Origin of the sequence: Bradyrhizobium sp. B124 (assembly GCF_038967635.1) — a bacterium.
Classification (GTDB): Bacteria; Pseudomonadota; Alphaproteobacteria; order Rhizobiales; family Xanthobacteraceae; genus Bradyrhizobium.
This window is the reverse complement of the sequence record NZ_CP152413.1, coordinates 7,697,503-7,717,506: the sequence shown is the minus strand read 5'-3', so window position 1 is coordinate 7,717,506 and position 20,004 is coordinate 7,697,503. Positions and strand designations below refer to the sequence as shown.

Sequence of the window (20,004 nt, the reverse complement as noted above, 5' to 3'; positions counted from 1 at the left end):
GATCGAGATCGTACGGAACATCGCTCCAAATCCTGCTTTCCGACGGCGCTGGCTGTTGGGACATGCTGGAGTCTGGTATCCTTACGGGTGGCTACATCAGCTGACTTGATCGACAGCGTGAAGTCCTCGAACTGGGGTAACGTTTGCAGAGCGCGGCCTCTCCGGAGTCCGTCGGAATAGAAAACCTCAATCGTGTTTGAAAGACGCCCCTTTTAAAGGTCCGCGCCTAGATAATTTCCCACGGGAATGAGTCGAGCCGCTCTGCGCCGTGTTTTGTCACAACTACTTGCGTCTCTAACTTTACGCTTTCAGACCCTTCTTCCGCAATTAGACTTTCCACATTGACGACCATGTTCTCTTCAAACATGCCCTCCCGGCCAATCCCCCAGTCAGCGTGAAGCGGTACCAGCGGCCATTCATCCGCCATTCCCGATCCGTGGAGCGCCACTGAATAGCGGTATGGCAGATAGCGTTCGGGAACGTGCCACGATTTCTCATTGAATTCCCTAAACTCCACGCCGGGCCGAATGAGGGCCATGTTGTGTTCAATTTGCTCGACAGCAGCGCAGTATATGCGGCGCTGTGTAGGATTCATGCGCGTATGTCCGCAAGTCCAGGAACGCGATAAATCCGCTATGTAGCCGTATGGACCGATCATGTCTGTATCGAAGGCGATCATTTCCCCCTCCGAGACAACACGGTCCGAGCATTCTGTCCACCAAGGGTTAGTTTTTGCCCCCGAGCTCAGAAGTTTTGTTTCTAGCCATTCTCCACCCGATCGCGCGTTCTCGAAATGTAACTGCGCCCAGATTTCTCGCTCCGTTTTGCCCGGAATAGACTCCTCATACATGCGAGCCATCCCTGCCTCGCAGACGCGAATCGTCCAGCGCATTAGCGTGAGTTCGTCGCTCGATTTGATCGACCTAGCTCTCTCGATCGTGCGTTGCGCGTCGGAAATCGTAACGCCACGTTTCTGAAGCGCCCAGGTGCCACGAGGATCAAGATGATCCACGCCAACGCGCATGTTGGACTTATGGTCTGAAAGCAATGAGACGATCTGATCTGCCCAAGCCTCGACGTGTTCGGCTTGATGCTCCGCCGAGACGAAATACGTCCAGGATTGATTGAGCCTCACCTCGTCGATACCGGGGAGACCTTTGAAAAGGTGCTTCTCTCTGTCGAATAGAATTGCCGGACCGCCGGCAATAACGAGTCCATAGCGCGTCGGATTATGCATACACCAGATGGCCATGTTCGACGAGTCAAACACATACCGTAGATTGACCGGATCGTAGAGGAGAACCGCTCCGAGGTTATCCTCTTGCATGTGTTGCCGCGTTCTTGCGATGCGATAGCGTCTCGCGCGGTCTAGCACGTCATCCGAGATGGGACTTACAAGCGCACGGTCCGCCCCTTCTGGATTTAGATACGCCCGCTTGCGGTCATCTTTGAATACGTTCTTCATGCGAGAAGCCTTTTCCATGTCGCTGACAAGCGTATCAATCGCCACATACCGTCATTGCGGTGATCCCATTCGGGACATTATCCTTCAGGCTTGAGAAACCGTATTGGGCGAGAATTCCTGCAACGGTACCGTCGGCCTTTTTCTGTGCCAGCGCTTTATTGAATAGAGCCACGAAATCCGAATCCTCCTTTCGAAAAGCGATGCCAGCGTAGGCGACCTGCTCTTTGCCGTTTTGCACCAGCCCTTGGAAGGGCATTGCGCGTTCAATACCTTTAACGTTGGGGTCGCGCAAAATGCCAAGAGCGGATCCGGTGGCGAAGAGGAGCGCGTCCAGGCGGCCAGAAAGTAGCGCCGCCACTTCCGCTGAAGCGTCTGGGAACAGCTGAATCTGATCTTTGGATACGCCCGCAGCGAGTGCATTGGGAGTAGTCGACGCACCTCGCATGTCCCCCACTCTTATCCTCGAGTTTTGCGCAATGTCTTGATAGCTGTGTATATTGAGTGGATTCCCTTTCCTTACGAGTACAGCATCCCCAGAAATCATGAAGGGGTCGGAGAATGTCACCTGCTGGCATCGTGGCGGCGTAATGTTCATGCCTGAAGCCACGGCATCGATTCTTCTCGCTTGCAGGCTCGGAATAAGTGCGCCGAAATCCATCACGACGAACTCGACCTTTTTGACGCCGAGCTGTTCGGTGACTGCTTTGAGGACGTCGGGGTGTATGCCGGAGGCACTTCCGTGATCGTTAACGATGCCCCATGGCCAGACATTATGGATGCCGATGGTGATACGCCCTTCGGTGGCTACCTGATCTTTCAAACTCTCCGCGGAGGCTCCTGATGCCGCGAAAGCCCAAGACAACGCGACAGCCGCGCATACCCCTCTTCTGAAAGCGGTCAGAAACAGTCCGATGAGCCTCTGCATTGGTAACGCCCTCCGTTCCAGTAGCTGTCGCTAAGGCACTTCTTGTTTCGAGAGCAACGAAGCTCCCCAAGCGTTCGGATTTCCGGCAAGCTGTAAGAGCATGTATACCTAGTATGGCTAGGCCGTATCTGAGTGTCAATGCGAAATGGCGGTTGGCGCTGACCTTGGCATACATGCTGACCGCGCCACATACCGACTGTGCCGCACGATCGAGAGTTCATCGTGTACGACGACCGCGCGTAACCGCCGATCGTGAGCGATCAACACGTGATGAAGACGACGCTTTGCTTTCCTGCGGCCCCCACGGCGGCGACTGTCCCCTGCTGCCGGTCACGGTGTACGAGGCGAGCGACAGCAGCCTTCCTACCGGCAGCATTCACGCCTGCGGCATCTGAGACCCGGTTAAGGCCGAGCAGCTGGCGGGCGCCACGCGTTCCGTCAACAGAATACGGCCAACCTGACTGCGACGGATTAGCTCGGCTACAAAGCGGGAGGACTCACGATTTCCAGTTCTTCGGAGCGCTGGCTACCTCATCATCGTCATCCTATTTTGGTAGCCGCACTTGTTGTAACGCCCTAAGCCTCGCCGGAGGGAATTGATTGGCGGATGCCCCAATACACGTGGCTGCCGCAGGAGGCGGCCTGATCGCAAGGTTTTGAAATCGATCACACGATCGGCAGATCGGACAGATCCTGCATTTGTGATTCTCTGTGAGCGACGGCCGGTGAATTATTCTTACCGAGACGGTGTGATCACGCTGACGGCGATGCTGCTTGCCGGGCGCGCGTGCTTGTGGTCCAACCGGTAGACCTCTCCCGGACGACCCGCCTTCTCTCCTACTCCGATAGCGCCCAGATGCTTCCTAGCGTGAACTATCGCAATAGTTCACAGAGAAACTTACGCGTCCGATCATGCGCCGGGTTGGCAAAAAACCTTGCCGGAGCAGCCTGCTCGAGAATTCTACCTCCATCCATGAAGACGACCTGGTCGGCAACCTCGCGCGCGAAGCCCATCTCATGTGTGACGCAGATCATCGTCATGCCTTCATTGGCAAGCGCTGTCATCACGTCGAGAACCTCCTTGGTCATCTCAGGATCGAGAGCTGACGTCGGCTCGTCGAACAGCATGACTTTCGGCTTCATGCAAAGCGCTCGTGCGATCGCGACGCGCTGCTTCTGTCCGCCTGATAGTTGAGCCGGGTACTTCTTCGCGTGCTGTGGTATGCATACGCGCCGAAGGTTTTCCATTGCGACTGCCTCGGCTTCGTCGCGCGACATCCTCCGCACGCGGATCAGAGCCAAGGTGCAGTTGTCGAGCACGGTCAGATGCGGAAAAAGGTTGAACTGCTGGAAGACCATCCCGATTTCGCGACGCACTTCGGCCAACCCCCTCATGCCCGGCACGAGCTCCACGCCGTTGACGACAATTCTGCCCTTCTGATGTTTTTCAAGCTGATTGATACATCGGATGAACGTGGATTTTCCCGACCCTGATGGACCGCACACCACAATCCGCTCGCCCGCGGCAACGGAAAGGCTGACGTCACTTAGGGCCTGGAAATTGCCATACCACTTGCAGACGCCCTCGGTCACAACTGCTGGAGACTGGACTGCCATTCCAGGCTGATCAGCAGTACTGTCCAACCGTGCTATGTCAGGCGCCATTTGGTCCTCTGGATACTCGTCACAGGCTTAGTGGGGTGGAGCAACGACCCCGAGCCGCCGCTCCAGTCGCCCGACAAGAGCGACCGCAACCGATGCCAAGCCAAGGAAAAGGATTCCGACGACGAACATCGGTTCGGCATAGCGGTATGTGTCCGACGCCACGTCAAACGCGCTGCTAAGCAGCTCAGGGACGGCGATTACGGCCAGGTATGGCGTTGCCTTGAGCACCGAGACGGAATAGGCGCCGAGGGGCGCGGCAACGTTGCGCAGCATCTGCGGCGCGATCACGAATACCAAGGTATCGAGCCAACTAAGACCAAGGCTTTCGGCAGCCTCACCTTGCCCTCGCGGCACGGCGTCTATTCCGGCTTTGAACACTTCCGACATATAGCCGGAGTAGTAGAATCCGAGACCGAACACGCCGACGAACATCGACGGCAACGTGATGCCGTAGTACGGAAGGACGTAAAATGCGAAGTAAAGTTGAGCCAGCACGGGTGTGGATCGAATGGCATCGATAACAAACTGGACGATCGGACGCACGAATGGGTGAGAGCGTCGAAGCATCTCCCATAAAAAACCCAGCATTGCAGCGCAAACAAAACTAAGTACCGAAACGACGAGCGTGTTGCCCAGCCCCTCCAGAATGCGTGGCAGAATTTTCAGCGCGAAGCCAAAATCGAAGTTCATGAGCCCCCCGCACGTCCTTTGCCAAGCGACTTTTCCAAACGCCGCCCGAGGACTGTCACCGGATAGCAGACGATCAGATACGCAAGGAGGAGAGCCGAGTATATCGGCACCGGATTATAGCTCAACTGAGAGATTTCCTTTGCTCGGAACGTCATATCGGTCAGCGTGAGCAGCGAAACGAGCGAGGTACCTTTGATCAGCTGGATAGCCAAGTTGATGAACGTCGGCATCATCACCGTAATTGCCTGTGGCAATTCAATCAGACCTAGGACTGCCGAGCGACTGAGGCCCAGCGCCAGTCCTGCTTCGCATTGCCCCTTGTCGAGAGCCTGAAGCGCTGCGCGAACCGACTGGCTGCCATAGCCGCCGATATTCAACCCAAGCACCAAGGAGGCGACTGCGATGCCGGACAGATAGATTCCAAAGGCTGGGAGTGAATAGTAAAAGGCATACAGCAGCACAATCGCCGACGAACTGCGCCAGAACTCTATAATGGCAGTAACGATCCAGCGAGAGATGCCCGTCGAGAAGTGTTGTAACACGCCGGCGACGAGCGCAAACGGTATCGCATACAGCAGGCCGAGCAAGGTCACGATCGCAGTGATACCGAAGCCGGAAGATATCTCTGACAGGATATGAAGAAAGCTCATTGGCCTTACCGACTTAACCGACGGTGAATGATCTGCGCTCGGAATCCTGAGCCGCGGGGCGGAAGGATTGCACCTGGAAATTGCAAACACCGTGTTGGCTCAGCGCGTCGCTTCATTGATGGTTTCTTCCTGTTCGACGCGGCAAATTGCATATTTCGACGCCTTCGGTCGCAAGGCGAACGGCTAAGCTGCAATCTATCCGCCAAAGCGGCATTGGCGCGCGGAACTGGCCACCAAGGGAGGTGCGCCCCGGACCTGGGCTCAGGCCTCCAGAACGAACCCATCGCAGCCGACGTCGGCCTGCCTCTCACCTCGAACATGTTAGTGCGCGGCGGCGCAAAGCTCCACCTTCGTCGACCGCATTGCCTCCCTAGCACTTCGCTTAAGATATACCCAGTATATCAAGTTGGCGTGACCGTCAAGTTCAGACATGCCAGGCGAGCCACGCCCCACCCCGACTTTCGTTGGGATGGCCCGCTATCCCGGTTTGACAGCAGGCTCAAAGCGCCGGCTTGCTCGCTCCGTCAGCGCTGCAAGATGGCAAAGCAGGAGGCGCTGGCCGGCCGCGCGCCCAGCTTTCAAAGTCTCGACGTTCAATGCTACTGTGCGCATAAGCGGAAAACCGTTCGACGCACAATCGGCAGATGTAGTACTGCTTGCAAGGTGACCAAGCCAGGGAGATCAAAGTTGGTCAATACAGCCAACGTGAAAGCAAAGTTACGCAGATCCAGGTCGGCCCAGGTAAAAAGAAGCAACCTTGCGGCAGTATCCAGTGTCTCGCAACCTTCCAACTTTCAGCACAGCTCGCGTCCACTGCACGAGATGGTTCGCATCACGTTGCAAGAGCGCATTCGCTCCGGGTTCTACGGCAAGGATCTTGCGCTTCCTTCGGTGCCCGCCCTGGCCGAAGAGTTCGGCGTCAGCGCAATTACACTCAAGCGAGCACTGCGAGATCTGAAAATGGCCGGGCTGGTCCGCTCAGTTGCGGGGCTCGGCACTTTCGTGCGTGAGCAGGAGCGTTTTGTGCACGACATGAGCGCTGCACTGAAGCTGTTTGGCAGCAAAGAAGATGCGTTGCGCTCCAGCCGGTCCTTGCGAATCAAGCTTCTTTCGGTCTCAAAAAGCGAGATACACGAGCCGGCACTTCTGCCCTTCAAACCTCCGGCTCAGATCTACCTGCGTGTCGAGAAGATGGTGTTTATCGATGAGATTCCTCTCATTTTCGATCGCGCCTTCATCTCCCAGCCGGTCGACGAAGAGTTCGTAGAAGCACTTGGGTCGCGGTTCATTTACGAGATCGTACGTGAGCGCAAAATGCCCATTGTCTCAAACCGAATTTTGATCGACGCCGCGCCGGCAAACGCGGATGCTCAAGCCACGTTAGGCATCCCCGACGGTTACCCCACTCTGCGCAGGTGTTATCACTTCGCGGCCGGCGCAAAACCGATGCGTGTTTATGGGATCGCCACGTCGCCTTTCGATCGTGTCGTCTGCTCGCTGGATCTGTCGGAGTCAATCCACACATGACCTGAAACGAGAAACAGGTTCAAACTCCGGCAGCGGCAGCGGTGATTGGCGACCGGAGCTCATGTTCTCATGGCGTTGAGAACAGTTAAGGCAAGGACACTGGCGCCAATTGCAAGAGCATCCTCATCGATGTTGAATTCCGCAGTATGGTGCGGCGCGGTGATACCGCGATCCGCGTTACCGCACCCCACAAGGAAATAGCACCCTGGAACCCGCAGCAAGAATTCGGCCATGTCCTCGCCTGCCAACGTGCAGTAGGGGACGTTCGGGTCACAGATGCGGCTGAGCGAGGCTGCCGCCGCCTTTCTCACGTTCGCAACGGCATTCTGATCGCTGATGCAGGCCGGAATGGCGCCGGTGGCCTCGATCGATATCGAGACTTTGAACTGCCGGCCGGTTGCTTCCGCAATCTCGTTCAGTCGCTCCAGTATGAAGCTACGGCTTGCTGGGGACTGGGTCCGCAGCGTCCCACCCGCAGAGATCGCCTCCGGAATAACATTGTGTGCGGAGCCGGCTCGCAGCTGGCCTATACTGATGACCGCAGCCTCCTGGGCGTCAACCTCGCGCGCCACGAGATGGTAGTTTGCCTGGATCAATTGCGCGAGAGCGCCGACCGTATCATGCGCGAGATGTGGTATCGCACCATGCCCACCTGTGCCCTTGATGGTCCAGGATAGTTTGTCGCAAGACGCAAAAAGCGCCTTTGAGGTAACTGCGAGCTGGCCGGTCCGAAGTTCGCTCCATAAGTGCAGGCCGTAGCATTGAGTCGGCTGGTAGTGCTCAAGCACCCCATCGCGAATCATTGCCAAAGCGCCTCCGCCAGGCTCTTCCGAGGGCTGGAAGCAAAGCACAAGTCGACCGGCCATCGACGCCTTGTGCCGGGCAAGAATGCGGGCCACGGTGAGCGCGATGGCCATATGGCCGTCATGCCCACAGGCGTGGCTGTTGCCGGAAATGGTTGAGCGCCCTTCCCGCCCCGCGATTTCCTCAATGGGAAGCGCATCCATGTCGGCGCGAAGCATGATCGTAGGACCAGGCTTGGCTCCTTCAATCGATGCAACCAGCCCCGACTGGCCGTAGGGGCGTTCGTCGATGGTGCATTCGAGGCTGGCCAAAGCTTGCGCAACGAAGGCGCGCGTACGCGGCAGATCGAAGCCAAGCTCAGGGATCCGGTGCAACGCGCGCCGGCATTTGAGAGCCCAATTGAAATCGTCATCTGTTATAAATGCTTCTTTATTCAGATACGATCTGTATGAGACGAGGGACAACTGGGCCTCCATGCTGTGCAGCATCAATAAAGTCATTGGCCGTCGAATGGCGGGACCACGCTCATCTGGCACACACGGCAGAAGCAGTGGCATCGGGCAGCTCGGTTCCTGAAAACCCGTACTTCTGCAGGATCTTGAGCAGCGTGCCGTCAGCCTGCATCGATTTCAGCTGCGCGTTATAGGCGTCGCGAAAATCGGCATCGTCCTTTCGGAACGCGGGAGCCACGTAGCTGAAATGTGGATTACCGGAGGCATCCCGCTTGCCATTGAAGGGGACAGCACGCTCCACGCCCTTGTTCTTGAGGTCGTCAAGCAGAGCAACAATGGAGCCGAACGTCGCCGAAACCGCATCAATTCGTCCGGCGATCAGCGCCGAGATCGCAGCCTGATTGTCTGGATACAGGACCTGGCGGTCCTTCGGCACGCCCGCCGCCAAGGCATCCGTCGCAGTGTTAAAGCCGCGTCCCGTTCCAATCGTTGCATCCGGGTTCTTTGCGACATCCTCGTAGCTGTGGAGGTTCTTGGGATTGCCGGCCTTCACCAGCAAGGCATCGGCCATCTTTGCGGCCGGATCGCCGAACGCGACCAGCTGGCAGCGCTCGGGAGTGATGGCCAACGCGGCACTGACGACGTCGATCCGGTGCGCCTGGAGGCCAGGGATCAGGGCGGCGAATTCCGTGCTCACGGCGTCGAGCTTTTTTATGCCAAGCCGCTCAAGCGCTGTGCGAACGACATCGACTGCCAAGCCGTGAAATTCGCCCTTCTCGTCGGTTACACCCCAGGGAGCCTGATTATAAACCGCGACTCGGACAGATCCGGTGCGGAGAGCCTGCTGATACATCGACTCGGCATTCGCCGCAGGAACCGTGAGCATTCCGAACAAGAGCGCGATAAATACCGATGACGACTTGAAAAATTGGACCGGTCGCATGTCCGCCTCCTCCCATATTGAATTCTAGTACCGACGGTATTATACCCGGTATACCGCCTCCGGCAATGGCTCCCGGCGCGGTTTTTACGGGCCGCCGCACGTTTTTTCGCCGGCCGGTCCTGCTTTGCACGACCATCGAACCCGACCGGCTGCCGAATTGCGCTATAAAAGCAGGTAGCCGGGTGTGCGCGCTGCGATGAGATGTCAGTAGGTCCAGCCGCCGCGGCCATCATCCAACACGTGAGCGCGTAGACATTTTGAGCTGCTATGGCCCGCGATGACCGATCACGGGGCTGTCGATTGCAGAGCCGTATTGATGACCTTCAATCGGGAGTAACGAGGAGTCTAATAGCCCAAATCGAACTGAACCTCGTGCGTGAGAGACTTTCCGTTCGCAAACTCCACCAGGCTCTGAGTGCCCCACTCGAGACAGCGTTGCAGGACGTCGTCCGCATTGTGCGCTTCGGCCATGGACACGAGAACGTTCGGCAGCTTTTCGATGCCCAAGCGCGATGGATACGAGAGGGACCGTGGGTAAGCTCTGACGTATTCATAGATCCACCAGACGTCTGCCGCATAGCCACGCAGACGGGCGGTTGTCAGCGCATCATAAAGCGGCTTTTCCTGAATGATGTTGGCGCGAGATACATTGACCAGATAAGCAGAAGGCTTCATAGCCTCAAGCTCTCGCTTTCCGATCAACTGATTGGTCTCCTTGGTAAGAGGAGCCGCAATGACGACGTAATCGCTTTCACCGAGCACATAATGCAGCTCATCCATTCCATGCATCGAGTCCACGAATTCGGCCGGTTCGGCCTTGTTGCGGCGAACCCCAAGGACCCGCATATCGAAACCCTTTGCGAACCTGGCAACACGCCCCCCGATACTTCCCGCGCCAATCACACCCAACGTACGACCGCTCAGCATGGCCGATCTATTATCGTCTGCCCATAGCGGGTAAAGTCTGCGGCATTCGCGACCTGCATGATGCTTGCGCAGGGTCTGCTTTGCGAGAGCCAGGATAAACATCATGGCCTGCTCTGCTACGGCAAGAGCATTCGATCCAGCGATGTTTGTGACCTTTACACCGCGCTGCTTTAGTCGCGCGAGCAAGCCAAATTGGGCCAGATCGTCAACGCCGGCGTGCAGCCAACAGAGCAGCTTAAGTTTTTCGGCAATCTCAAGCACGCCCTCCGGCACGGAAAAGCCGATAAGCACGTCAGCATCACGAGCATCCGCCTCCAGTTCTGCGTATGTGCTTTCGTAACGCGAAAAGTACTCACCTTTCGGCGCCACGACTTTCGTGTCTTTCGGCATGGCCCGTTTGATATTCTCGATCTCATCGTCGCTCGCATGCCACAAGCAGAGAATTTTCATCGGTGACTTCTCCTGATTGGATCGTCCAAGTATCCGCGTGCATCAGAGGGGCGATTGGTTCATCGCCTGCGGAGGATCGTCGTGATCTTGCCTGCTTGGATCCTGTCCGTCAGCTTTCGCTCGATCATTGGCAACGATGCGGGCCCGCCACAGCGGACTTGATAGGGCCGTCGATCATGACTTGGCGCCCATCCCATCGATGGCCGCGCAGCGTTGATTGGCTGCCATCGCCGTGTCACCGCTGGCCGCGGCGCTTCAAGAGCGCGGCGATATCGAAATCAACATCCAGCAAATCGCGCTTCATGATTTCACCCCCGGCCAGGAGGCGGCGCGCGGACATGTGCTCGCGCGGCCGGTTCACACTTTCCACGCAGATGCAAACGTCGCCACGGAAGTGGAGCACAGAAATGTCGGAGGCCGTCCCAGGTCGCACAACGCGCTCGGTGGCCCCAAACGGAAGTCCCGCGATCTGAAGCTTCAGCTCGTATTGGTCCGACCAAAACCAGGGCAAAGATGCGTATGCCTTGTGAATTCCCGCAATGACGGCCCCCGCCACCCGCGACTGATCGATCGCGTTTTGCACGGATTCCAGTCGTAGCCCGCCTGAATTGAATGGCCCGCAAAACAGCGCGCAGTCGCCAGCTGCAAATACGTTCTCTCGGCTGGTACGTGACTGAGAGTCGACAACAATACCGTTGTCGCTCGGAAGCCCAAGCTGGCTTGCCAGTTCAACGCTCGGAACCGATCCGATCCCGACGATGACAATGTCCGCATCAACCAATCCACCGTCGTCGAGCACCACCTTCCGGACGACGCCGTCGTCGCCAATCAGCGACTGAACAGTGCAGGACGTCTGCAGTTTAACGCCACGAGCCGTATGCGCCGACGAAAAGAACTGGGACAGTTCCGGCGCGACGACGCGGCCGAGCACCCGGCTCCCGGCTTCTATGACCGTGACACGCTTTTGCTGCTGCACCAAGGCTGAAGCCACTTCCAGACCGATAAACCCGGCGCCGACGATTACAATGTTCTCTGCCTCCGCCACCGCAGCTCGAAGCAAACTGGCATCAGCAACCGACCGCAGGTAAAACACATTTCCAAGATCTGCCCCTTGGCATGACAGCGCTCGCGCACGCGCACCGACTGCGAGGGCGAGCGCGTTGAAGGCGATGCGGTTGCCACCAGATAGGACAGCCACGTTCGCCCTTGACTCAAAGCCGACGACCTTCGCCCCGAACTTCAAATCGATCTTCTTCGAGGTATAGAAAGCTTCCGCCTTGAGCGGCTCCGCTCTAGCTGTTTGATCTTTGAGGTAGGTCTTTGAGAGCGGTGGGCGATGGTAAGGGAGGTCGGCCTCCTCACTCACTATGAGGATGTCTTCGCCGTACCCATTTTCGCGCGCATGCGCTGCAAGCTCGCACGCCGCGTACGATCCGCCGATTATGAGCAATCTTTGCCGCATCAGAGACGTCGAAATTTACGCAATGATGTTCCGGCTGAGGAAGCACCGATCCCGTCGGACCGTCCAATAATGCCTCCGGGCGCCGGCCGACCTGGCACCGTCATCTGTCAAAATTCGGCGCCAGGCGCGAGTGTTACGATCAGGCCGTCAAGCTCCTTCGAGAGCTCGACTTGGCAAGACAGCCGCGAGTTCTCTTGTCGTGCTTCGGCTACATCCAGCATGGCGTCCTCGGTTTCCCCGACGGGCTTGAGCCTGGTGCACCAGGCTTCATCGACATAGACGTGACAAGTCGCACAGGAGGCGCACCCGCCACATTGAGCGGTGATATTCAATCCCGCATCCCGGATCGCCTGCATAAGCGTTTTTTCAGCCGGGGCCTCGAGCTCGAACAACGATCCCTTTTGGTCGTAGACCAGTACCTTCATGGTGAGACGTTCCTAAAACAGCACATGCAAGGGGGCAAATGAGCGATGAGAGAAGTCCGCGAACCGCGGAGTCTCCTTTGCTGGATCGAGACGCAGATCCGGAAGACGCGCGATAAGCGCTTTCAAGCTCTCTCGCACCAGAAGCCGCGCAAGATGCATTCCCGCGCAAACGCGGGGACCAACACCGAATGCCAAGTGATCCGTGAGCGGCCTTCGCTTCAGATCGATCATGTGCGGGCAGGCATAATGTGCCGGATCGCGATTGGCAGCCGCATGCAACAGAAGGACAGAATCATCCTTCTTGATCGTCACGCCGCCAAGCGAGATGTCCTGATTGGCGATCCGGTAGCGCCACTGGACCGCTCCCAACAGCCGCAGGACCTCCTCGACAAAGGCATTCAGAGCTGCCACCTGGTCATTCTTCACCGCTTCGCGCATGGCGGGATCGGACAAGAACAGATAGATTGAATTGGCGATGGCATCGGTGGTCGTCTCACCGGCCCCGATAGCCGCATCCCTCACGATCGCCAACACCTCGGCCACGCCGACCTCGCCATAGTCGTCGGAGGCGCGCGACCAGATCCAGCTGATAAAATCGTCGCCACGATTGTCCTTTCGCTCGAGGATGCAAGGCAGGAGCAGTTTATTGAGCTCATCGGACGCAAGCTTCGCCTTGCGCGTCAACTCGTCTCCGGAGTTCTTCATGCCAATCCAGGCTGTGACGTCCTTATGCCATCTGGAGATATTGGCAATGAGCGTATCATCTCTCCAGGGCAGCCCGAAAAGCGATGCCATCACCCGCTCCGGGATCTTTTCGGAAAATTGAGAGACGAGCTCTGCACTTCCCTTATCAATGAAGCGGTCGATGGCGTCGTTGATCACCGGAAGAACGTGCTGGTCGCGGTATTGCGGCATAAGCTTGTCGCCGAGAAGCTTCAGGTAAACCCGACGCATACGGGGATGCCTCTCTCCGACCAGAGCCGACAGGCCCGCTTCACCGCCCTTGATCTCGAGCGTCAAAGGAGACGCATCAGCATACATGATCCGAAAAGTCTTCTCGTCCGACTCAATGACCTTGCAAAGGTCATAGCTCAGCACGAGCCAGCACTTCATTCCCGGATCCCAGATGATTTCCCCTCTCTTGCGCAGCGCCTCGTAACTCGGAAATGGATCCCTGTTTGCGAGCGACAGCATGGACCACTCTGCAGAAGACGGAGGAATCGGAGCAGCACTCATGGGGTTCCCTCGGACGGCGGCCTATTAATCAGGCATATTATACCCGGTATACCCTCATGTCAACGAGGCCGCCGCTTGTGCCGACGGTTGGCCGATGAGAGGATCTAAGGATCGCGAGAGGACCCCGCCGCCGCTCACGATGGACGGTGCAGGTACATCAATCCACTCGCACATCCCCGGCGGCTCGAACGACCAGGCCTCGCGTGCCCGCCAGCACCAGGGACCCACTCGTGCCTCGGTAGCCATTGCGGCCGGTTCGACTACGCTCACGACAAGGTCGACGCAGTCCTCAGCCTATCCTTTCGGATGCATAGCTGCCGGGGCTTGCCGGAAAGACGACGGTTCGCTCCCCGTTGACGAAAGTGCGGTGGTCGATATGGGCATGGATGGCGCGGGCCAGAACCTGGCTTTCCACATCGCGGCCGATCGAAACGTAATCCTCCGCCGACTGCGCGTGAGTGATGCGCGCGGTATCCTGCTCGATGATTGGCCCTTCGTCGAGGTCGGCGGTGACGTAATGCGCCGTCGCACCGATCAGCTTCACGCCACGCTCATAGGCCTGCTTGTACGGGTTTGCACCCTTGAAGCTCGGCAGGAAGGAATGGTGGATGTTGATGATCTTGCCTGACATCCTTGCACACAGCTGGTCCGACAGCACCTGCATGTAGCGGGCCAGCACGACAAGCTCGGCGTCAGTGCTCTCGACGATTTCCGACAACTGTGCCTCCGCCTGCGGCTTGTTTTCCTTCGTCACCTTGATGTGGTGGAAGGGGATGTCGTTGTTGACGACGAGCTTCTGGTAGTCGAAGTGGTTCGAGACGACGCCGACGATGTCGATCGGTAGTGCACCGATCTTCCAGCGGTAGAGCAGATCATTGAGACAGTGGCCAAAGCGGGAAACCATCAAGAGGACCTTCATGCGCTTCGACGTATCGAAGATCTCCCAGTCCATGCCGAAACTGTCGGAAATCGGCTTAAAACCTTCCACCAGCGCCGCGCGCTCAACGCCTTGTTCGGAGATGAAGCTGATCCGCATGAAGAACATGTCGGTATCGCGATCGTTGAACTGCGAGCTATCGACGATGTTGCAACCATTTTCCGCCAGGTAGGTCGAAATCGCGGCGACTATTCCCCGCGCCGACCTGCACTTCACCGTCAGGACAAGGTTGCTCGTCATAATCCCCCCACAAAACCACGCAGGCTGGCCGCGCCAGCGGCACACTGCTTGTGCTTCGAATCCAAATCAGCGAAATTCCGCACTGAGCTCGACGAGCTCATCCCACAGGCTTTCCGCAAATCCCCGCAGCACCATCAACTCGAATCCATCGTCCGAGACGCGGGTGATGTGGGCGGCGATGTGACCGATCAGCGCCGTCGTCGCATGGCCAACCGGAAAGACGTTCAAGGCGAGGTCCACGGCGGTCCCCTTGGCCAACACCGACATCGCTTTCGCGCCGGCGATGGCTATTCGAACGCGGCCGTGGCTCTGGTCGACGACCTCGGCATGCGGCTCCACCTTTTGCGCGATGTCGGCAAGAGCTTTCGGCGACAACGCCACGTCGCCGACGACGAACCACTGGCCGGGCGACACGCTCCTTTTGCCAAGCGCATCGCATCGGAGCACAGCGGAAATCGTGCTCGAAACATCGCCAGCTGCGCTCGCGGAGAAAAGATGCAGCACATGGCCTTCGGGAAGCGCCTTGAGGGTCAGGCCAGTCGATATCAGGGCGGTTTTGCCGGCGAGCGCTGCGCGGTGTTCAATCGCGAATGCGGACATCTGCTCAGCCTTTCAGCTTTTCGTTGGCGGGATCGACGAAGACCGGCTGGCAGAGACGTCCGGCAGTGAATTCGTTCTGAAGCGCGTTCCAGACCTGCACCTCCTCACCATGGCGTGAGGAGCCGCGCTTGACGAGTGCGAGGCCAATGGTCGATCCGACATGCGGTGAGTAGCAGCTGGAACTTATATAGCCCTGGTCGTTGTCGAGCGTCGCCGGCGCACCCTTTTCGAGGATATGGGCGCCGCTGCGGAAGGATTTGCCGGAATCGAGCGGCACGATGCCCACCAGTTGGTGCCGGTTCGGGTCGTTGAGCCCCTCGCGTTCGAGCATCCGTTTGCCGATGAAGTCCACCTTGGTGGCCGACACCATCTTGCCGAAGCCGAGATCGGCCGGCACGACCGTACCGTTGATCTCGTTATGCGTGACGTGGCCCTTCTCGATCCGCAGCACCGAGAGCGTCTCGACCCCGTAGGCGCAGATCCCGTGCGCCTTGCCCGCGGCCATCAAGGCATCGGCCGCGGCCTCGCCGTAGCCGGCGGGAACGGCCAGTTCGTAGGCAAGCTCGCCGGAGAAGGAAATGCGGAACAGCCGGCCAGACAGCTTGCCGCCGAACAGCGAGACCTCCCTGGCGGCGAGAAAGGGAAATGCTTCGTTAGAGATATCCTGGTCAGCGATCTGCTGCAGGATGAGGCGCGATTTCGGTCCCGCGACAGCCATCTGCGCCCACTGGTCAGTGGCCGAGGCAAGCCGCACGTCAAGCTCGGGCCACAGCGCTTGTGCGCAGAATTCGAGGTGGTTCATGACGCCTGCCGCGTAGGCGGTCGTGGTCGTCATGAAGAAGCGGTCGTCCTCAAGGCGGCTGGTGGTGCCGTCGTCGTAGATGAAGCCATCTTCGCGCAGCATCAGGCCGTAACGGGCCTTGCCGACGGGCAATTTCCTGAAGGCGTTGCAATAGACCCGATCGAGGAATTCCGCAGCATCCTTGCCGGTGATCTCGATCTTGCCGAGCATGGAGACGTCGCAAAGGCCGGCATTGCTGCGTACGTTCTTGGCTTCACGGTCCACGCTTTCGCGCCAGGTCTTTTCCCCGGCAAGCGGGAACCAGGCGGAACGGTACCACAGACCCGTCTCCACGAAACTCGCCCCATTCTTGACGGCCCAGTCATGCAGCGGGGACTTGCGCACCGGCTGGAAATGCTTGCCGTGGGAGGTGCCGGCGAGCGCCCCGAAGGAGACAGGGCTATAGAACGGGCGGAAGGTGGTGGTGCCGACCTCGGCGGGAGATACGCCGCGCGCCTCGGCGAGCAGGCCAATCGCATTGACGTTGGAGAGCTTGCCCTGGTCGGTCGCCATCCCGTTGGTCGTGTAGCGCTTGGCGAGCTCCACGTGACCATAGCCTTCGCGGACCGCAAGGCCGATATCCCTATGATGAACGTCGTTCTGGAAATCGACGAAGGCCTTGCCCTTGATGCCGGGAATGATCCAGACCGGCTTTGTGGGCGCTGCGACAATGTCGCCTTCGACCGCGCCGAAGGCGGCAGGCTCTGCCTTGATGTCGAGCTTGCCCAGCAGCGCTGCGGCCTTCCTGGCTCCGGCCTGAAGGCAGCCGCCGAGATCGCTTGACTTGACAGCGGCGCCGGCCAGCGAAAGCCCGTTGTGATCCTCGGCCGCCACGAAAGCGGCTTCGGTATCCGACCATGTTGGCCTGCTGCCACGATGGTAGGCGAGATGGATGACCGGGCTGAAGCCGCCCGACATCGCGAGCGCATCGACGGCGAGCTTTTGCTTGCGGCCGTTCTGGACGATTGTGATGCAGGAGAGCGCCCTGCCGCCGTCGGCGTCGGGTACGAAACCGCCGTTGATGATGCGGGCCGGACCGTCATAGACGCCTGCTGCGGCGCCCCAGCGCCGGCTGTCGATGATGGCGGCAAGCCGCACGCCAGCCTTTTCGAGATCGCGGGCCAATGCGTAACCGCTGTCGTTGGTGGTGACGACCGCGACCGATTTGCCCGGTGCAACGCCATAGCGGTTGAGATAGGCGCGCATTGCGCCTGCCATCATCACTCCGGGAATGTCGTTGCCGCCGAACACCAGCGGGCGTTCCTCGGCGCCCGTGGCGAGAATGGCCTGCTTTGCCACAATGCGCCACAGCCGCTCGACTGGTACTTCAGCGCGCGGCTCGGGAACGTGCTTCTGGACCCGCTCGATCGCGCCAAAGACGTTGCCGTCGTACCAGCCGAAGGCTGTCGTGCGCGAAAAAAGCTGCACATTGGGCAAGCTTGAGAGTTCGGCAACCGCCTGGCCGACGAATCCGACCGCGGACACGCCGCCGACCGTCGCGGTTTCGGACAAAAGGCCGCCGCCAATCACCGCATTCTCGTCGACGAGAATGACGCGAGCGCCGGCGCGGCCCGCAGTCAGTGCCGCGGCAAGGCCGGTAGCGCCGCCGCCGACGATCAGCAGGTCGCAGTGCGCCCAGCGCTTTTCGTAGCGGTCAGGATCGGCCTCGTAAGTTGCCTTGCCTAGCCCTGCAGCCCGGCGGATCAAGGGCTCGTAGAGCTTTTCCCAAAGGCCTGCCGGCCACATGAAGGTCTTGTAGTAGAAGCCGGCGGACAGGAAGGGCGACAGCAGACTATTTAGCGAACCGATGTCAAGGTTAAGCGAGGGCCAGCGGTTCTGACTCCGCGCGACAAGGCCCTCGTAAAGTTCCTGCATGGTGGCGCGACTATTGGGCTCAGTGCGCCCGCCTTGGCCAATGGTCATCAGCGCATTGGGTTCGGAGGCGCCGGCCGACAGCACGCCGCGCGGCCGGTGATACTTGAAGGAACGGCCCATCAGCATCTGGCCGTTGGCAAGCAGGGCCGAGGCAAGGCTGTCGCCTTCGAGGCCGGTCATGCGCTTGCCGTCGAAAGTGAATGAAAGCGGCTTCGAGCGGTCGATCAGGCCGCCCTTCTCGAGACGATAGGACGTCATTTCGCCGTCTCCGTGCGAGCGGCGGCGTCACGCACGCCTTCGATCTCATGGGTTGCCGTATCGCGCGTCACCACCAGCCAGCGGCGGCAGCCGGAGGTGTGGTGCCAATGTTCGTCGAAACGGCCCCGTGGATTGTCACGCAGATAGACATAGTCAAACCACAACTCCCAAGCGGCGTCCGCAGCAGGACGGGCGAGCGCTGCCCCCTTCACGGTAAATTCTTCCCTTGGCCTTTGTCCGCAATGTGGGCAGGGGATGAGGCTTGCCATTTCGGTGTCCTTGCTTTCCCGAAATCAGTGCAGATTCGGTTGGGCGCCCTGGCCCTTCTCGTCGACCAGATAACCCCGCTCGAACCGGTCGAGACGCATGTCGCGCGTGACGGCGTGCGGTTCGTTCCTGGCGATGAGATGGGCGAAGCAGAAGCCGGAAGCGGGCGTCGCCTTGAAGCCGCCGTAGCACCAGCCGGCATTGAGGTACAGATTGTCGATATGGGTACGGTCGATGATCGGCGTGCCGTCCATGCTCATGTCCATGATGCCGCCCCATGAACGCAGCACGCGGACCCGCGACAGCGCCGGGATCATCGCCTTGCCGGCCTCGATGACGTGTTCGACGCTGGCGAGATTGCCGCGCTGCGCATATGAATTGTAACCGTCGATGTCGCCGCCGAAGACGAGGCCGCCCTTGTCGGATTGCGAGACATAGAAATGGCCGGCGCCGAAAGTGACGACGCAGTCGATGAACGGCTTCAGACCTTCCGAGACGAAGGCCTGCAGCACGTGACTTTCGATCGGCAGCTTGATGTCGGCCATCGCGGCCACCTGAGAAGAATTGCCGGCCACGGCGACGGCCAGTTTGCCGCAGCCGATCGCCCCCCTGGTCGTCTCGACGCCGGTCACCCTGCCCCTTTCGCGACGGATGGCAGTCACTTCGCATTGCTGGATGATGTCGACACCCATGGAGTCGGCGCCGCGGGCATAGCCCCACGCCACGCCGTCATGGCGCACCGTGCCGCCGCGCCGCTGGATGAGGCCGCCCTGAATCGGGAAGCGAGCGTCGTCGAAGCTGAGGAAGGGAAGCATCTGCCTGACCTGCGTCCGGTCCAGCAGGTCGGCATCGACCCCGTGCAGCCGCATGGCATTGCCACGCCGCGTGTAGGCGTCGCGCTGGGCATCGGAATGGAAGAGATTCAGCACGCCACGCTGCGAGACCATGGCGTTGAAGTTGAAGGCCTGCTCCAGCCCTTCCCACAGTTTCATGGAAAGCTCGTAGAACGGATTGTTGCCGGGCAGCAGGTAGTTCGAGCGAATGATCGTCGTGTTGCGACCAACATTGCCCGAACCGATGTAGCTCTTCTCCAAAACAGCGACGTTGCGGATCCCGAATTCCTTGGCGAGATAATAGGCGGTGGCAAGGCCATGCCCGCCACCGCCGACGATGACCACGTCATAGTGCGGTTTGGGCGTCGGCTCGCGCCAGGCAGGCCTCCATGCCGCATTGCCGCGAAGGCCGTTCAGGAAAATGGAGAAAGCTGAATAGCGCATTGGTCTGTTCCACGATATTCGGCCTTGTATAGCGGCTATTTTTGCATAGAAATTTCACAGGAGAGCCATAATAAGACACGCAGCAGCC

17 protein-coding genes are annotated in these 20,004 nt (G+C 59.0%); 1 reads left to right on the top strand and 16 read right to left on the bottom strand.

Going from position 1 to position 20,004, the window contains the following annotated elements:
* Positions 1 to 226: 226 nt before the first annotated feature.
* The 5 genes from AAFG13_RS36560 to AAFG13_RS36540 form a co-directional block, all read right to left on the bottom strand.
* Positions 227 to 1,483: a Xaa-Pro peptidase family protein gene (locus AAFG13_RS36560; RefSeq protein ID WP_342713475.1), complete on the bottom strand. Its 1,257-nt coding sequence runs from the start codon at positions 1,481 to 1,483 to the stop codon at positions 227 to 229.
* A gap of 16 nt (positions 1,484 to 1,499) precedes the next feature.
* Entirely contained in the window at positions 1,500 to 2,390 is an 891-nt protein-coding gene (ehuB, locus tag AAFG13_RS36555) for an ectoine/hydroxyectoine ABC transporter substrate-binding protein EhuB (RefSeq protein WP_342709886.1), read from the bottom strand.
* 873 nt (positions 2,391 to 3,263) lie between these two features.
* Positions 3,264 to 4,007, bottom strand: coding sequence for an amino acid ABC transporter ATP-binding protein (locus AAFG13_RS36550; RefSeq protein ID WP_342709885.1), 744 nt, complete (start codon positions 4,005 to 4,007; stop codon positions 3,264 to 3,266).
* 75 nt (positions 4,008 to 4,082) lie between these two features.
* The gene (locus tag AAFG13_RS36545; RefSeq protein WP_342709884.1) at positions 4,083 to 4,745 is read right to left on the bottom strand and encodes an amino acid ABC transporter permease; all 663 of its coding nucleotides are present in this window, start codon (positions 4,743 to 4,745) and stop codon (positions 4,083 to 4,085) included.
* Positions 4,742 to 5,395 carry an amino acid ABC transporter permease gene (locus AAFG13_RS36540; RefSeq protein WP_342709883.1) on the bottom strand — a complete coding sequence of 218 codons (654 nt, stop codon included), beginning with the start codon at positions 5,393 to 5,395 and terminating at the stop codon, positions 4,742 to 4,744. The genes AAFG13_RS36545 and AAFG13_RS36540 overlap by 4 nt, the downstream gene beginning before the upstream one ends.
* Positions 5,396 to 6,082: 687 nt before the next feature.
* On the opposite strand from AAFG13_RS36540, the gene AAFG13_RS36535 reads away from it, so the two are divergent.
* Positions 6,083 to 6,922, top strand: coding sequence for a GntR family transcriptional regulator (locus AAFG13_RS36535; protein ID WP_342709882.1), 840 nt, complete (start codon positions 6,083 to 6,085; stop codon positions 6,920 to 6,922).
* Between the two features lie 59 nt (positions 6,923 to 6,981).
* Here the strand turns inward: AAFG13_RS36535 and AAFG13_RS36530 are convergent, their stop codons facing one another.
* The 11 genes from AAFG13_RS36530 to AAFG13_RS36480 all read right to left on the bottom strand — a co-directional run bounded on the left by AAFG13_RS36530 (position 6,982) and on the right by AAFG13_RS36480 (position 19,916).
* Positions 6,982 to 8,214, bottom strand: coding sequence for a M20 family metallopeptidase (locus AAFG13_RS36530; protein WP_342709881.1), 1,233 nt, complete (start codon positions 8,212 to 8,214; stop codon positions 6,982 to 6,984).
* Positions 8,215 to 8,251: 37 nt separating this feature from the next.
* Positions 8,252 to 9,121, bottom strand: coding sequence for an ectoine/hydroxyectoine ABC transporter substrate-binding protein EhuB (gene ehuB, locus AAFG13_RS36525; protein WP_342709880.1), 870 nt, complete (start codon positions 9,119 to 9,121; stop codon positions 8,252 to 8,254).
* A 345-nt stretch (positions 9,122 to 9,466) separates the two neighbouring features.
* On the bottom strand, positions 9,467 to 10,498 hold the full coding sequence (locus AAFG13_RS36520; RefSeq protein ID WP_342709879.1) for a 2-hydroxyacid dehydrogenase: 1,032 nt from the start codon (positions 10,496 to 10,498) through the stop codon (positions 9,467 to 9,469).
* A gap of 235 nt (positions 10,499 to 10,733) precedes the next feature.
* Positions 10,734 to 11,960 (bottom strand): FAD-dependent oxidoreductase, encoded by a 1,227-nt coding sequence (locus AAFG13_RS36515; RefSeq protein WP_342709878.1) that lies wholly within the window; start codon positions 11,958 to 11,960, stop codon positions 10,734 to 10,736.
* A gap of 107 nt (positions 11,961 to 12,067) precedes the next feature.
* Positions 12,068 to 12,385, bottom strand: coding sequence for a 2Fe-2S iron-sulfur cluster-binding protein (locus AAFG13_RS36510; protein ID WP_342709877.1), 318 nt, complete (start codon positions 12,383 to 12,385; stop codon positions 12,068 to 12,070).
* Between the two features lie 12 nt (positions 12,386 to 12,397).
* Positions 12,398 to 13,579 carry a cytochrome P450 gene (locus AAFG13_RS36505; protein ID WP_342709876.1) on the bottom strand — a complete coding sequence of 394 codons (1,182 nt, stop codon included), beginning with the start codon at positions 13,577 to 13,579 and terminating at the stop codon, positions 12,398 to 12,400.
* A gap of 331 nt (positions 13,580 to 13,910) precedes the next feature.
* Positions 13,911 to 14,798, bottom strand: a complete 888-nt coding sequence (gene purU, locus AAFG13_RS36500; RefSeq protein ID WP_342713474.1) for a formyltetrahydrofolate deformylase — start codon at positions 14,796 to 14,798, stop codon at positions 13,911 to 13,913.
* 66 nt (positions 14,799 to 14,864) lie between these two features.
* Positions 14,865 to 15,398 carry a sarcosine oxidase subunit gamma family protein gene (locus AAFG13_RS36495; protein WP_342709875.1) on the bottom strand — a complete coding sequence of 178 codons (534 nt, stop codon included), beginning with the start codon at positions 15,396 to 15,398 and terminating at the stop codon, positions 14,865 to 14,867.
* 4 nt (positions 15,399 to 15,402) lie between these two features.
* The gene (locus AAFG13_RS36490) at positions 15,403 to 18,372 is read right to left on the bottom strand and encodes a sarcosine oxidase subunit alpha family protein (RefSeq protein WP_342709874.1); all 2,970 of its coding nucleotides are present in this window, start codon (positions 18,370 to 18,372) and stop codon (positions 15,403 to 15,405) included.
* A complete protein-coding gene (locus AAFG13_RS36485) occupies positions 18,369 to 18,641 on the bottom strand; it encodes a sarcosine oxidase subunit delta (RefSeq protein WP_342709873.1) in 273 nt (90 codons plus the stop codon). The genes AAFG13_RS36490 and AAFG13_RS36485 overlap by 4 nt, the downstream gene beginning before the upstream one ends.
* A gap of 24 nt (positions 18,642 to 18,665) precedes the next feature.
* Positions 18,666 to 19,916 (bottom strand): sarcosine oxidase subunit beta family protein, encoded by a 1,251-nt coding sequence (locus AAFG13_RS36480; RefSeq protein WP_342709872.1) that lies wholly within the window; start codon positions 19,914 to 19,916, stop codon positions 18,666 to 18,668.
* Positions 19,917 to 20,004 lie beyond the last annotated feature (88 nt).